This window comes from Novosphingobium sp., from assembly GCF_040398825.1.
Classification (GTDB): domain Bacteria; phylum Pseudomonadota; class Alphaproteobacteria; order Sphingomonadales; family Sphingomonadaceae; genus Novosphingobium.
This window is the reverse complement of the sequence record NZ_JBBATI010000005.1, coordinates 59,893-74,726: the sequence shown is the minus strand read 5'-3', so window position 1 is coordinate 74,726 and position 14,834 is coordinate 59,893. Positions and strand designations below refer to the sequence as shown.

At 65.0% G+C, this 14,834-nt stretch carries 10 protein-coding genes, 2 tRNA genes and 1 riboswitch; of the genes, 5 read left to right on the top strand and 7 right to left on the bottom strand.

Translation table 11 applies throughout. The features are described 5' to 3' along the window. Window positions 1-104 precede the first annotated feature (104 nt). Window positions 105-389, top strand: a complete 285-nt coding sequence (locus ABWP89_RS04480; RefSeq protein ID WP_353227526.1) for a chorismate mutase — start codon at window positions 105-107, stop codon at window positions 387-389. Between the two features lie 10 nt (window positions 390-399). Here the strand turns inward: ABWP89_RS04480 and ABWP89_RS04475 are convergent, their stop codons facing one another. The 3 genes from ABWP89_RS04475 to ABWP89_RS04465 all read right to left on the bottom strand — a co-directional run bounded on the left by ABWP89_RS04475 (window position 400) and on the right by ABWP89_RS04465 (window position 1,513). Continuing rightward, the gene (locus tag ABWP89_RS04475; RefSeq protein WP_353227524.1) at window positions 400-768 is read right to left on the bottom strand and encodes a type II toxin-antitoxin system VapC family toxin; all 369 of its coding nucleotides are present in this window, start codon (window positions 766-768) and stop codon (window positions 400-402) included. Next, window positions 765-968, bottom strand: a complete 204-nt coding sequence (locus ABWP89_RS04470; RefSeq protein ID WP_353227523.1) for a type II toxin-antitoxin system VapB family antitoxin — start codon at window positions 966-968, stop codon at window positions 765-767. The genes ABWP89_RS04475 and ABWP89_RS04470 overlap by 4 nt, the downstream gene beginning before the upstream one ends. Before the next feature lie 71 nt (window positions 969-1,039). Then, window positions 1,040-1,513 (bottom strand): Lrp/AsnC family transcriptional regulator, encoded by a 474-nt coding sequence (locus ABWP89_RS04465; RefSeq protein ID WP_353227522.1) that lies wholly within the window; start codon window positions 1,511-1,513, stop codon window positions 1,040-1,042. A gap of 387 nt (window positions 1,514-1,900) precedes the next feature. On the opposite strand from ABWP89_RS04465, the gene ABWP89_RS18025 reads away from it, so the two are divergent. The 3 genes from ABWP89_RS18025 (at window position 1,901) to ABWP89_RS04445 (ending at window position 6,399) form a co-directional block, all read left to right on the top strand. Then, entirely contained in the window at window positions 1,901-4,849 is a 2,949-nt protein-coding gene (locus tag ABWP89_RS18025; protein ID WP_502915229.1) for a histidine kinase dimerization/phospho-acceptor domain-containing protein, read from the top strand. Between the two features lie 50 nt (window positions 4,850-4,899). After that, a tRNA-Ile gene (locus tag ABWP89_RS04450) sits at window positions 4,900-4,976 on the top strand. 100 nt (window positions 4,977-5,076) lie between these two features. After that, window positions 5,077-6,399, top strand: a complete 1,323-nt coding sequence (locus ABWP89_RS04445) for an O-acetylhomoserine aminocarboxypropyltransferase/cysteine synthase family protein (RefSeq protein WP_353227521.1) — start codon at window positions 5,077-5,079, stop codon at window positions 6,397-6,399. Window positions 6,400-6,461: 62 nt separating this feature from the next. Here ABWP89_RS04445 and ABWP89_RS04440 read toward each other — a convergent pair whose 3' ends face one another. Further along, a complete protein-coding gene (locus tag ABWP89_RS04440; protein ID WP_353227519.1) occupies window positions 6,462-8,435 on the bottom strand; it encodes a TonB-dependent receptor plug domain-containing protein in 1,974 nt (657 codons plus the stop codon). A gap of 169 nt (window positions 8,436-8,604) precedes the next feature. Next, window positions 8,605-8,795, bottom strand: a riboswitch (cobalamin riboswitch). 186 nt (window positions 8,796-8,981) lie between these two features. On the opposite strand from ABWP89_RS04440, the gene ABWP89_RS04435 reads away from it, so the two are divergent. Then, a tRNA-Pro gene (locus ABWP89_RS04435) sits at window positions 8,982-9,058 on the top strand. A 71-nt stretch (window positions 9,059-9,129) separates the two neighbouring features. On the opposite strand, the gene ABWP89_RS04430 is transcribed toward ABWP89_RS04435, so the two are convergent. The 3 genes from ABWP89_RS04430 to ABWP89_RS04420 all read right to left on the bottom strand — a co-directional run bounded on the left by ABWP89_RS04430 (window position 9,130) and on the right by ABWP89_RS04420 (window position 14,798). Continuing rightward, window positions 9,130-9,978, bottom strand: a complete 849-nt coding sequence (locus tag ABWP89_RS04430) for a TauD/TfdA dioxygenase family protein (protein ID WP_353227517.1) — start codon at window positions 9,976-9,978, stop codon at window positions 9,130-9,132. A gap of 207 nt (window positions 9,979-10,185) precedes the next feature. Further along, a complete protein-coding gene (locus ABWP89_RS04425) occupies window positions 10,186-11,118 on the bottom strand; it encodes an acetyl-CoA carboxylase carboxyltransferase subunit alpha (protein ID WP_353227516.1) in 933 nt (310 codons plus the stop codon). Continuing rightward, window positions 11,115-14,798, bottom strand: coding sequence for an SDR family oxidoreductase (locus ABWP89_RS04420; RefSeq protein WP_353227514.1), 3,684 nt, complete (start codon window positions 14,796-14,798; stop codon window positions 11,115-11,117). The genes ABWP89_RS04425 and ABWP89_RS04420 overlap by 4 nt, the downstream gene beginning before the upstream one ends. Window positions 14,799-14,834: the final 36 nt, after the last annotated feature.

Below are 14,834 nucleotides of genomic sequence, written 5' to 3'. Positions count from 1 at the left end.
CGATTGGCCTGTGGGCCGGCGCTTGGCAAGTCACAAGTTACATGGTTAAGCGTTCCCAAGGTGCAATTGAGCCGCGCCGGCCCGCCCGGGGGGATGGAGAGACGATGAGCAACGACGCCGTGCTGGATGGCTATCGCCAAAGCATCGACAACATCGATGCAGCGATGATCCACATCCTGGCCGAACGGTTCCGCATCACCCAGGCGGTGGGCGCGTACAAGGCCGAACACGGTTTGCCGCCCAGCGATCCTGGCCGCGAGGAACGCCAGATCACACGCCTGCGCAAACTGGCCGAGGACGCGCGGCTGGACCCCGAATTTTCGGAAAAATTCCTGCGCTTCGTGATTCAGGAAGTGATCCGCCACCATGAGCGCGCGCAGGCGAAATAGGGCAATTGGTTCAGTGGATCGCAGCCGCCACCCCAAAGTGTGCCGCCACGGCATGCAATCGTCGGTCGCGCGTCCATAGCGTTGTGCCCTGGCTCAACCGCGCCGATGCCAGCAAATGCACGTCGATATAGCCGATGCCCTGGCCATGCAGGCCGTGATCGTCGATGAAAGCCATGACTTCATCGTCATTCGCAACCACTGCCCTTGGCAAACCCTGAAGCGCGCCGATGATTGTGGCGCGTGCGCGAAAACTGCCCAGCGCCAGTTCGCCGATGACGAACGGATGGCACACCACCCGGGCGCGATTCAGCAAATCCGCCAGCACGCCATCGGCCTGACGCAAGTGATCGATCCACACCGAACTGTCGACCAGAATCAAGCCGGATCGGCCCCTGGGCGACGACGCGGCACGGCCACTGCGTCTGGCTCGCTTCCGCCCAGCCTGGCCAGGCGACGCGCGCTTTCACGTTCGATCAACGCGGTCAGCGCCTCACGCACGAGCGATGATTTTTCCTTCAACCCGGTAAATGCCTGGGCTTTGGCGACAAGGTCGTCATCGAGGGCGAGCGTGGTGCGCATGAACGGTTCCTGGGTCAGGCACGATATATCGCATCAAATGGTGCTGATTACAATGCCAATCGCGCCTGGCGTCAGCCCAGATCCTCCAGCGGCACGCCCGGGACCTGTTTGGCGGTGCGGATGGTCAGCGAGGTTTTGACGCTGGCGACATTGGGCGCGGGCGTCAGTTTGCTGGTCAGGAATTCCTGAAAGCTTTGCAGATCGCGCGACACGATCTTGATGATGAAATCGATCTCACCATTCAGCATGTGGCATTCGCGCACTTCGGGCAGGCCGCGCATATGCTCTTCGAACTGGCGCAGCGCCTCTTCGGCCTGGCTTTTCAGGCTGACCAGCGCGAACACGGTGATGGCAAAACCCAGTTTGGATGGATCAAGATCGGCGTGATAGCCGCGAATCACCCCTGATTCTTCCAGCGCGCGCACGCGGCGCAGGCACGGTGGCGCGGTCAACCCGACCCGCTGGGCCAGTTCGACATTGGTAACCCGGCCTTCGGCCTGCAGTTCGGCAAGCAGTTGCCGGTCGATTGCATCCAGTGTCGCCATGGTCCTCGTTGCTACCTGGTCAGAGCGTCGGCCATAAGGACAGCCGGACGTGTGTGGAAAACGAAAAAAAACGAGCGTTCCGGCGGGCCATCGGTCTGACAGCCCGTGCGGTCAGGATTTACGCGATCAAGACTCGCGCAATCAAGAATCGAAGGGCGCAAGATTCGCAGAGCCAAACCGTGCCTGATTATAATTTTATTCTGCCTTTGCGCAATCGTCCCACATTGCAACGCCGTCAAGGTCGCGCTTTTCCCGCGCCCGCTTTTTGTTAGGGTTAACAAGGCATAGCGTCACGACCATGACCGGTTGCGGGATCGATCCGTTTCGGGACGCGGGCCAAACAAGTCGCGTGACAGGGGCCACCGGTGTCGGCAAAGCGGAGCACAGATGATCGTTGATGACCGCCTTGATACCGTACTGCGCACGCAGGCGGCCGGCCGGGCGGGCCTGAACACGCAACTGCGCCAGCTGGTGGATATCCTGGGCCGGATTCCCGATTCGCACTGGGGCACGCGCGAAACCACGGCTTTGCAACGGCTTGACGACCTGCATGCCACGCTGGGTGATGCAGCCGCGGCCGTGCTGACAAAGACGTGCACGCTGCAATCGCCACGCTTGGTGGCGCATCTGGTCACGCGCGGCCCGCGCACCGCCCAGGCCGCCATCGCGCACAGCACGCTGACCGATGCGCAATGGGTGCAGCTGGTGCCCGGCCTGCCGATCCACGCGCGCGGGCTGTTGCGCCATCGCCGCGATCTGGGCCCGCCGGTGGTCGCACTGCTGAACCGGCTGGGCATCGATGATTTCGTGTTGTCGGCACCCCAGGCCGAGGCCATTGTGCAACCTGCCCCCGTGGATGGCGCCGACGCCGCCCAGCTGGATCAAGCGGTGCCGGATCAAGCGGTGCCGGATCAAGCAGTGCCGGATGCAACCGTGATCGCTGCGGCGGCCGGCGCAGGCGCGGGCGGCGTACTGCTGTCGCTGCCGATCGATCCCGCGCGCCGCGCCGACCCCGCCGCGCGCGAAGGGATTGGCGCGATCGTCCGCCGGATTGAGGCGTTTCGCCGCGACCGCGCGACCAGCCACCCGCACGGAGACGTGCCCACCATTGCCGGCCAGACCCGCCTGCCCTTTGCCGACGAACCAGGTGCGGAACCGATCGCGACGACGGCAGACATCGTGATCGATGCGGCGGGCACGATCATTGCCGCCGACGGCGTCGATCCGGCGCAGATGGTCGGGTACACGCCGTTTGTCATTGCATCACCGGCAACCACCGCATCGGTCGATGCCCGTTCGCTGGCGGCGTTTCGCGCGCGCCGGCCGATTGTCGCGGGTGCGCTGGCGGTCGATGGCGCGGCGCGGATTGCCGGGACCTGGCGGATCGACGCGGTGCCGCAATTTGGCGCCGACGCCGGGCAGTTCACCGGATACCGCGCACGGCTGCGCCGGCCTGCGCCGGATGCGGCCGCACCCGCCGCGGGCGCAGCCGGCCGGCCGCCACACGACACCGGCACCGACACGCTGCACCAGCTGCTGCACGAACTGCGCACGCCGATCAACGCGATCCAGGGCTTTGCCGAACTGATTCAGCAACAGCTGCTGGGCCCCACGCCGCACCAGTACCGCAGCCTGGCCGCATCGATCGCGGCCGATGCGGCGCGGATGCTGGCCGGGTTTGAAGATGTCGAACGGCTGGTACGGCTGGAAACCGGCCGGATCGACGCGCCGGCGACGCCTGACGAATTGGCCGGCGCCGATCTGACCGCCATCCTGACCCGGTTGATCGCCCAGCTGGAACCAATGATGGCCCCGCGCGAAATCCGCCTGCGCTGGGCCGTCCCCGATCACCCCCTGCCGGTGACGATGCCGGTGGCAGAGGCGGAACGGACGCTGTGGCGGCTGGTATCGACGCTGATGGCCGCGGCGGCACCGGGCGAACGCCTGACGCTGACGCTGACCGACGGTGGCGGCGCGGGCACAAATGCCCACCTGGCGCTGACGCTGCCGGCCGCACTGGCGCAGCGTGATGACAATGCGCTGTTCGCGCCCGACCTGGCGCGCGCCGGTTCTGCGCACGCCACCGGCATGCTGGGCGCGGGTTTTGCGCTGCGGCTGTGCGCGGCTGAAATTGTCGCGGCGGGCGGCCGGGTCGACCGGCCTGGCCCCGCCAACAGCGCTATTCTGGACGTGACTCTGCCGCTGACGGGCCGGGTCGCACTTGACCGCGCCGCGGTTGCTTCCGAGCCAGCGATGCAGGCGGCGCAATCTGCGGCAGCAAAGGGATTGGTTTTGTCAGACGGCGGCCGTGAGCCGGATATCCGCGATATCCCGCAACCGGATGACTTTGTGCAATTCACCCCGGGTTTTGGCCCGCGCTTTGTGGTGACCGTCGATACCGAAGAGGAATTTGACTGGACCAAGCCGTTCAACCGGTTTGGTCATGGCCTGCGCCACGTGCCGTGGATCGGCCGGTTTCAGGCATTTTGCGAAAACATCGGGATCGCGCCGATCTATCTGATCGATTATCCGGTTGCCTGCGATGCCCGCGTCATCGACGCGCTGGGGCCGGCGGTGGCCAGCGGCCGTGCCGAAGTGGGCGTGCAATTGCATCCCTGGGTCAGCCCCCCGCATGATGAGGATATCAACGTCCACAACAGCTATGCCGGCAATCTGCCGCCAGCGCTGGAACGCGCAAAATTCGATGGCCTGCGGCACACGATCGAAACCGCATTTGGGCAAGTGCCGCTGATCTATCGCGCCGGCCGCTATGGCGTGGGCGCGCGGACAGCGCGGATGCTGGCCGATGGCGGCGTGACCTTTGACACGTCGGTGCGCGCGCGGTTTGATTATTCGGCACAAGGCGGGCCCAATTTTCGCACGCATCCGCCGCAACCCTGGTGGATCATCCGGCCCAGCGCGGACGATACTGGCGGGGCGAAGCAGGCCGGCCTGATGGAACTGCCGCTGACCACGGTCTATTGCGGATTGCTGCGCGGCCAGGGCGGGTGGCTGTACCACGGCCTGTGGCGAATTCCGCGTGCGTGCGGCGTGCTGGCGCGGCTGGGCCTGCTGGAACGCGTGCCACTAACCCCCGAAGGCGTCGATGCCCGCGCCGCGCTGCGCGCCATCGATGCCGCGCTGGCAGACCGGCTGCCGTTGCTGGTGTTTTCGTTCCACAGCCCGTCACTGTTGCCGGGGCATACCCCCTATGTGCGCGATGATCATGCGCTGGACCGCATGTATGACTGGTGGCGGACGGTGTTTGCGCATCTGCGCGCGCGCGGTGTGGCACAGGCCAACCTGGCCGAAATTGCCGCTGCGGCACAAGCATGACGCCGCTGCTTGCCAAGCGGCGATCACACCTTTACCTGCTTCGCGTGCGTGGGCCTGTAGCTCAGTTGGTTAGAGCTGGCCGCTCATAACGGCTAGGTCGCGGGTTCAAGTCCTGCCGGGCCCACCACACATTTTGCTGGCACCAGATACTCAACCATAATAATAGACATTTTGGCAGGGCGGGACCCCTGCGCCATGCCCGACCAACCAGAGGATCGCCCGAAACCATGTCCGACACCCTGCCCGATCTTTCCAACGCCCATCCGGCGACGCTGGCGCTGCATGCCGGCTGGCGTGCCGATCCGACCACCGGGTCGGTCGCCGTGCCGATCCATCAGACCACATCGTACCAGTTCCGCGACACCGGCCACGCGGCCAATCTGTTTGCGCTGAAAGAGCTGGGCAATATCTATACCCGCATGGGCAATCCGACCACCGACGTGCTGGAAAAGCGCATCGCGGCGATCGAGGGCGGCGTGGCCGCGCTGGCGGTGGCATCGGGCCAGGCGGCATCGACTTATGCCGTGCTCAATCTGGCGCGCGCGGGTGACAACATCGTCACCTCCACCGACCTGTATGGTGGCACCTGGAACCTGTTTGCCAACACGCTGAAAGACCTGGGCATCGAGGTCCGCTTTGTCGATCCTGTCGATCCCGAAGGGTTCCGCCGCGCCACCGACGACCGCACCCGCGCCTATTATGCCGAGGCGCTGCCCAATCCCAAACTGATCCCGTTTCCGATTGCGGAGGTGGCCGCGATCGGCCGCGAATACGGCATTCCGCTGATTGTCGACAACACCGCGGCGCCGCTGCTGATCCGCCCGTTTGACCATGGCGCGGCGATCATCGTCCATTCGGCGACCAAGTATATCGGCGGCCACGGCACATCGATCGGCGGGGTGATCGTCGATGGCGGCAATTTCGATTGGGATGCGTTCCCCGAACGCCAGCCTTTGCTCAACACCCCCGACAACAGCTATCACGGGGTGGTGTGGGCGCGCGATATCAAGCCGCTGGGGCCGATCGCCTATATCATCCGCGCGCGGGTGATCCTGTTGCGCGACATGGGTGCGGCGCTGTCACCGTTCAACGCGTTTCAGATCATTCAGGGCCTGGAAACGCTGGCGCTGCGCATCGAACGCCACAGCGAAAACGCCGTGAAGGCCGCCGCGTTTCTGGCCGCGCACCCTAAGGTCGCCAATGTCATCCACCCGTCGCTGGCCACTGGCCGGGCCAAGGCGCTGGCCGACCAGTACCTGCCCCATGGCGCCAAAGGGATTCAGGCCGGCGGCCTGGTCGGGTTTGAGCTCGCCGGCGGGCTGGAGGCGGGTCAGGCGTTCATCAACGCGCTGAAACTGTTCTATCACGTCGCCAATATCGGCGATGCGCGCAGCCTGGCGATCCACCCCGCGTCAACCACCCATTCGCAACTGACGCCCGATGAACAGGCCGCCACCGGGGTCACCCCGGGGTATGTGCGCCTGTCGATCGGGATCGAGCACATCGACGATATCCTGGCCGACCTGGCCCAGGCGCTCGACGCCGCCTGATTGGCGCCGGTAACAAGGGACTGCCGCCGCCGGTGTGATCACTGGCGGCAGCAGTCGCTGCATCAAAAATGCCCGCGCAGCCCAATGAACGCGGTGCGGCCCAGGCTGTTGTAACCCGCTGCGGTCTGATATTGGCGATCGCCCAGGTTTTCGACCCGGCCGAACAGCGTCACGCCCCCGGCCGTGGTCCATTCGGCGCGCCAGTCGACCACCGCATAGCCGCCCAGCACCGCAGCGCTGGATGCCCGATCGAACGACGCGCCCGACCAGCGCACGGCAATGCTGGTGGTCACCCCACCCGGCAAATCATACCCCACCACGCCGTTGAACAAGTGGCGCGGCACGCGCGGCAATTGCACCCCGTTGGTCAGCGCGCCCGGCGTGCGGTCTTCGTTGACGACAATGCTGTAATTGGCCTGGGCATACAGCTGCCCGGCCCGCGCCTGCGCGGTCAGTTCCAACCCGCGCCCACTGGCGGCAGCGACATTGGCGTAATAACCATAGCCATTGATCAGGCAGGCCGGCGGGGTCGCGGGATCGGCCGGATCGATCGGATAGGGGCAATAGGCAAAGCCGATCAGGTTGGTTGACCGGCGCTGCCACCAGACTGCGCCCAGCTGCACCGCTTTGCCAAACAGCGAACGTTGCACGCCCACTTCCCACCCGCGCGCATGTTCAGGCTGAAGGTTGGCCGCGCCGTAATCGCTGTACAACTGATACAGCGACGGCGCCTTGAACCCCTCGTCATAACTGGCGCGGAGCAGCGTTTTGCCCAGATCGGGCGTATAGGCCGCACCCGCGCTGAACACGGTGTTGCCACCAAACTGCGAATGATGGTCATACCGCACCCCGCCATTCAGCGTCAGGCCGGCAACCGGGGAAATGCGCAGCTCCCCGTAAACACTGTTGGTATTGGCCAGTTTAAGCGACAGATCATAGGGTTGCAGCGCATCATAGGGGCTGCCGACGCGCATCTGCTGTTCTGCGCGTTCGGCGCCAAACACCAGATCGACGCCTTTGGCCGCATTGAAGCTGCCCTGGTATTCATACCGCCGGGTGCGGCCATGGCCGACAAACACCAGCGGCGAACTGCTGAGTGGATAGAAATCCTCGTTATCGGTCTGGTTTTGCAGCACCGCGATACGGTTTTTGAACCGCCCCCCGGCCACCGCAAAGTTCAGCCCGGCATAGGCCGACCATTGCTTTGTCAGCGCATAATCACCGGCATAAATGCCCGGCGGCTGGCTGAACGTGTCGGAAAAACTGTTGCGCGCGCTGTCCCAAAATCCACGCAGATCCAGCGAAACATCCTTGCCCAGATGAAACACGGTGGTCGCGCTGGCTGCCTGCCGGGTATAGCCATTGGGCTGTGTGCCGCCGATCAGGGTCGGGATGCCTTCGGTCGAAAACGCCGTCCCCGACACCCGCCAGTCAACCAGTGCCGATGTCCCGCCGATCCCGGCGTGGGCATCGACCGTCTGGTGCGATCCGCCGCCGATCGACAGATCAGCCTGCAGCGGCCGGGTCGGCGCGACGGTGGTGATATTCACGATCCCGCCAATCGCATCCGACCCCCACAAGATCGATTGCGGCCCGCGCAGGACTTCGATGCGGGCCGTATCGTCGATAAAACTGCGCGAAAAATCAAAACCGCCGGTGATCGCGGTGGGGTCGGCCAGGCGCATGCCATCGATCACCACCACCGTGTCGGCCGGATCGGCGCCACGAATGCGCAGCGTGGCCGGTTGACCATAGCCGCCGTTGCGCGCCACACTGATGCCGGGCGTGGTGGCCAGCACATCGGTCAGCGCCAGCGGTTGCGCCTGTTGCAGCGCCGCGGTGTCGATCACCGTCACGCTGCTGGACACACGGTCCTCTTCAACCGGCACGCGCAATGCCGAAACCACAATCGCATCACCACCCTCTGCGGCACCATCCGCCGCAGCAACGGCGGCATGCGCGCCGGCGGGCTGTGCCCCCAGCGCAAACACCGCCAGCGCCATACCATCGCGCCACGTTCCCATAAATTTCATCATTACCCATCCCCATCGCACAGTCACACGCGGCGACGTGCGCCATGCGCATGCGAAGGGATGGGGTGCAGTCACCACGCACAGCCAAGCCCGACGCGGGCGCACAGCCCACGCAGCCAGTACTGTCGCTCACCAGGGAAACCCCGCTCGCACCGAACACCCCTGTCGGTACGAAGAACGACCACGACAGGCAGGTCTCCTGGCTCACGGGTCAGGGCTTACCGGCCGCCTTCTCGGGACAAGTGTCCCAATGGCATGGATGGCCGGTTGGCTCGCCGCTTACAGTTGCAGGGGCAGTCCGGGATTTTCACCCGCGTTCCCTTTTGATCCCCATCACAGGGAACCTGTCGCAATGCGGCAAATATCGCCTTCGCACCGACTTGGCAACAGGCACGCGCCTTTGCGCTTGCACGAACGGCGTCGTGGTTGCGCCTTTGTGCTTGCGCGAACGGCGTCCTGGTTTGCGCCTTTGTGCTTGCGCAAACGGCGTCCTGGTTGCGCCTTTGTGCTTGCGCAAACGGCGTTGCGAACCTAAGGGCTTGGCTCAGTCGGGGAGTAGCGCAGCCTGGTAGCGCATCTGGTTTGGGACCAGAGGGTCGTAGGTTCGAATCCTATCTCCCCGACCACATCACCATATTTTTTCAACACATTGCATACGGTGCGACAGCATGGTCGGCTGGCGCGCGCCTGACCAAGCTTAATGCAGCGCCTCACCCGCGATGGTTATGCGGTGCATTTCGCGGCGGTGCCCATGATAATCGTTGTGGGCATAGTGCCAGGTGGCACGATTGTCCCACAGCGCAACCGATCCGGGTTGCCAGTGAAAGGTTTCCTGAAACCGCGGATCGATCGCATGCGCATAGATTTCATCAAGCAGGTCGCGCGATTCCTCCGGCTCAAGCCCGGCAATCGCGATCGTAAAGCCCGGGTTGACATAGAGCGCGCGTTTGCCGCTGAGCGGATGGGTGATCACCACCGGATGTTTTACGTCTTCGAGCACGTCGGCGGTGGCGGCGTTGCCGATCCGGCCATCGCGACGCGTATCGCGCGTCGCCTCATAGGCGGTGGACCGGCTGCCGAACACATGCCGCGCGGAATGCACCGCATATGCGCCATCGATCCGCGCGCGCAGCCGATCGGGCAGCGCGTCATGGGCGGCATACATCGATGCAAAGGCAGTGGCCCCGCCCTCCGGCGGCAATTCGCGCGCGACCAGCACCGATCCCAGCGCCGGTTCTGCATCATAGGAATGATCAGTGTGCCAGCCACCGCCGATATTGTCGCGCTGCCCGGGTTCCTTCAACACCAGCGCGATTTCGGGATAGCGCGGGTGCGCGGCGAAAAAGCGGTTGATGTTGATCGGCCCGATCGCCTGCGCAAACGCGATATGCGCGGTTTCGTCAATCGCCTGATCGCGAAAGAACACCACGCCATGATCGGCAAACGCGGCGCGGATCTGCGCCAGGTCCGCATCCGACAGGCGGGCAAGATCAGCCCCCAGAATTTCCGCACCGACCCGGCCATGCGGGCGAATGTCCAGCGCCATCTTTAACTCCCCCCGTGCCAACGCCGCCGGTCAGGCGGCCACAGACGCGTGACCCTTGCGTACCGCGCGGGTTTGGCGGCCGTCAATGCCCACCGCGATATCGCCGCTGATCGTCGCGCGGGCGCGGACCAGGCTACGCTGGCGCGCAAGGGTTGGCGCCGGCCTGGCCGAAGCCGCGCCAAGACCCTGATCACGCGCCGCGCGGTGTTACCAGGTGCCCAGTTCCAGAAAGAATTTCGCCCGTTCGGCGCGCAGGTCTTCGGGCGACTGGTGCGCCAGGGCATCGATTTCGGTGCGCAGCGCCATCGCCAGGCGGCGGATCGCTTCGTCATGATCGCGGTGCGCGCCGCCGGTCGGTTCATAGACGATGCGGTGGATCACCCCCAGCCGCAGCAGATCGGCGGCAGTGATCTTCATTGCTTCGGCCGCATCGGGCGCGCGATCGGCGCCGCGCCACAGGATCGATGCACAGCCTTCGGGCGAAATCACCGAATAGATCGCGTGTTCGAACATCAGCACGCGGTTGGCCGATGACAGCGCGACCGCGCCGCCCGATCCGCCCTCACCCACGATAACCGCGACCATCGGCACGCCCAGTGCCAGGCATTTTTCGGTGCAGCGCGCGATCGCTTCGGCCTGGCCGCGCGCCTCCGCATCGACGCCGGGAAACGCGCCCGGGGTATCCACCAGCGTGATCACCGGCAGGCCGAAACGGTCGGCCATATCCATCAGCCGGATCGCCTTGCGATAGCCTTCGGGCCGCGCCATGCCGAAATTGTGGGTCAGCCGCGACGCCGTATCTTCGCCCTTGGCATGGCCGATCACCATTACCCGGCGCCCTTCGAACCGGGCAAACCCGCCAATGATCGCCCGGTCATCGCCATAGCGGCGGTCACCGCCCAGCGCCACGAAGTCATCGAACAGCCCGGCCACCAGATGCGCAAAATGCGGGCGCGCGGGATGACGCGCGACCTGCGTGCGCTGCCACGGGGTCAGCCGGGCATAGACATCGGCCAATTGGCGCTGTGCGCGTTCGTCCAGCATCGCGGCTTCGGCTTCGTGCCCGCCGGACGCGCGCAATTGCGCGGCGCTGGCGACCAGCGCCTCGATCGGTTTTTCAAAGGCCAGATACGTCGTCATACCGTCATCGACATGCCGCGGTAGATGCGCGCGCGATAGCGCGAATCTTCCGCATCGGGCAGCGGCGCGCCCACCAGCAGCACCGCGCGGGTGAACCGTTTGACCTCTTCCAGATGTTCTTCCAGATCGCGCGGTTCTTCCGATCGCACGCGCCGGGTCAGGTTGATCTGGTTGACCGGGACATTGTGCACCAGCCGTTCGTTTTCCACCGCCAGCGTGGCGGTGAAGGCATGCAGCGTGGTCTTGATGAAATTCGCCAGCGCAAACGCCGGGCTCTTGTCCCCCATCGGCACATCGGGAGAGGCGAGCACCAGCTGGCAATCATCATACAACGATGCCTTGCGCGCGACGCGGAACTGCGCGGTCAGGTTGTCGGCCACCACCGCGCGGAATTCTTCGGGCGTCAGCAGCGCGTCGGTCTGGAACAGCCGCGTCGGCAGCGCCTCCAGCGCGGTGGACAGCACCGTAGTCGGGCGGCCCCAGCGCAGCAGCGCCGCATCCATCGCCGATTCCACCCCGTCATCCAGCAGGATCGATTCGAGCGGGGCATCGGCGATGTCCGCCAGCGCATCGCGCACAGCGGCAAACCCGGCCTCGGTCCGCGTCAGCAGCACGACGCGCGCGACATGGCATTCGGTGATGAACTGTCGCGCGGTTTCGGCCAGAAAATCCACCAGATGTTCGCCAATGATCCACACCGTGCGGCCGCGCATCTGGTCCAGCCGTTCCTGGTTCGGGCTGCCGAACAGTTCGCGTTCGGTGGTCGACCGTTCAACGCTCAGCCCGCCCGACGGCATGAAGGTTTCGCCGCTGACCGCACGATCGGCCAGGAAGAACACCGTGGCCTGCGCCACGTCGGTTTCGGTGGGCATTTTGCCCAGGTACAGCTGCGACAGCACGCCCTTGCCCACTTTGCCCGCCTCTGTGGCGATCGCCGCGGCCGGCAGGAACGGCACGTCGGCGGGCGGCACTTTCAACAGCCAGCTGCGGTTGTCCTCCAGCGTGTCCGCGCGATCGGACCAGCCGGGTGCATCGAGGAAATAGCCACCCCCGCGCAACCGCGACACCAGCCGCGCGGCAATTTCCGGGGTCATCAGATATTGGTCCCAACTGCACACCCCGTCGCCTTCGCGTGCGCAGGCCAGCGCCAGATCGCGCAGTTCGCGCGGGTTGTCGGTATCGTGTGAAATGCGCACGGTGTCGTTGCGCGCCAGCCGGTTCAGCAGTGCCTCTACCCGGCTGCCGCGGCGCAACGCCTTGACCACCGCGGCGTGGATCGCATTCAGCCGCTTGTTTTCCAGGATCAGCTTGCCACGCCGGTCGAACAACCCTGGCCGGCCGGCCGTGCCCGCCAACCGGTCGCCATCGACCGGCCCGGGGGCGATGGCGTTGAACTGCACTTCTGGCCCCAGATAGCGCGACATCGATTCGACCATGGCCCGCTGCCCCGATTTCGACACCGCGTAATCGGCGCGGTTGGGATAGGCGACCGCCAGGTTTTTTTGCCCGCCGAAATACGACGATACGTTCAGGACATAGCCCGACCCTTGCGCCTTCATCAGCGGCACGACGTGGTGCATCAGCACGAAATTGGAAATCAGGTTGGCATCGAGCGTGTAGTTCCACGCATCCAGGCTCATATCGACCACCATGTCCTCGGCGCCGGCGACCCCGGCGTTGTTGATCAGGTAATCGATCCGGCCAAACGCCTTGATCGTGGCGTCAACCGCGTTTTTCAGCGAGGCCAGGTTGCTGACATCCAGCCCGGCCATGGTCTGCACGCGGCGTTCGACCCCGGCAAAACCGATATCCTCCAGCTCACTGACGATGCGCGCGCGCGCGACCGCAAGCTCGCTTTCGCGCCGCGCCACGATCATCACTTTGGCCCCGGCCAGCGCCAGCAGCCGGGCGATCTGCCCGCCGATGCCGGCCGAACCACCGGTGATCAGCGCGACTTTGCCCAGGTGCAGCCCGGTGATGTTTTCGCTGAAACCGGGCATCGCCTTGCGCGCGCCGGTGGCATCGCCGATGCTGGTGGGCAGGTACAGCGTGACTTCGGCAATCTTGCTTTCCTTGATCAGCACGCGCGCGGCATGGCCGGCGGTAAAGCGCGTGTTTTCCGGCTCCGCATTGGTAAAGCGCACCATCTGGTTGCCCCATTCGGTCAACCGGCGGCGGCCATGCGCCACGTCCACTTCGGATTCGTCGCGCCAGATGCGCACCAGCTGTTCGGTCGCCGCGCGCAGCACCTGCGCATAGACATCGCCCTTGCCATCGGTGGGGTTGGACATGAACAGAAAGCGCGGGTTCTGCAGCAGTTGATCATGCTGTTTCCAATAGCGGCTGAGCGTGCGCGCCAGCGCAATCGCACCGGCCAGTTCGGCATCCATGAACCGTTCGACATCCTGGTCAGACGCGCTGACCAGATTGCCCACCAGTTCACCGGGTGCCAGCATCGGCATGAAAATCGCACCGGTCAGCGGCGCATGGTCTTCGCCATAGGCGGCCAGCGCGGCCTCCATCGTCGCGGGCTGCGTGCGGCTGAACCGCACCACTGTCAGCGCATCGCCGATCCCGGCGGCCTTGGCGCGCGCCTGCGCAATCGCCACATCGGCCTGGCGCGACAGCCCCAGCAGCACAGTGGCGCCAGAGGCAATCTGCACGCGCGCAATTTCCAGCGCATCGTCCCAATCATCGCCCGCCGCGATCAGTATCGCAAGGCCCACCCCGTCAATCGACCGCATGGCCGGGCGAGTCAGAAATACCGACCGCGATTCCTTGCGCAGGCTCATGCCGTGCGTCACTTCAAAATCGTGGCCGTTATAGCTGGCGGATTCGTCGCTGCCGAGAAATACGCACGTTGCGGCGATATCCTCGGGCACCGGAAAAGTCTTGGCCTTGGGCTTGCCGCCGGTGCTGCGTTCCAGCGACATGGTGTCGAAAAACTGGTTGGCGGTGGTGCCGGGCTCATCGCCGCGCAGCTTGTCCATGGTGGCGAACACCGAACGGATGCGTTCGCCTTCGATTGGGCCGGGAAACACCAGATTGACGCGGATGCCGCGTGGCCCCAGTTCCAGCGACAGTTCGCGCGACCAGGCGTTCATCGCCGCCTTTGGCACGACATAGGCCGCGCGCGCGTAATAGACCGTGCGCGAAAAGATCGTCGAAACGTTGATGATCGAACCGCCCTCGCCCATCGCCGGGGCGGCGGTGCGCGCCAGATTCCACGCCACGCCCAGAATGTTGCGCATGGCATCGCCAACGGTTTCGGTGTCGGTTGATCCGCGCTTGCGCTGTTCGGCCAGTTCGGCGGCATCAAACGGCAGCTGTTCGATCGGCTGTTTCGGCCCGGCCGATCCGGCATTGTTGACCAGGATGTCGATGCGGCCAAACTTCGCCACCACTTCGGCAATCCCGTCGCGCACAGATTGCGCATCGGCGCCATCGAGCACCACGGTGGCCAGTCGCGCCGGTTCTACCCCGGCTTCGATGCGCAAGGCATCGGCGGCGGCGTTCAACCGGTCCAGCGTGCGTCCGGTCATTACCACGGTCGCACCTTCGCGCAGGTAGTGCCGCACGATATGCCCGCCCAGGTTGCCGGCGGCGCCGGTCACGACGGCGATCTTGCCTGCCAGCCGGCCGGTTGCGTCGGGACCAGCCTGTTTCACTGCCTTTGCCATCGTTCCTGTATCCCCTGAATTTATGCGTTTTTGTCG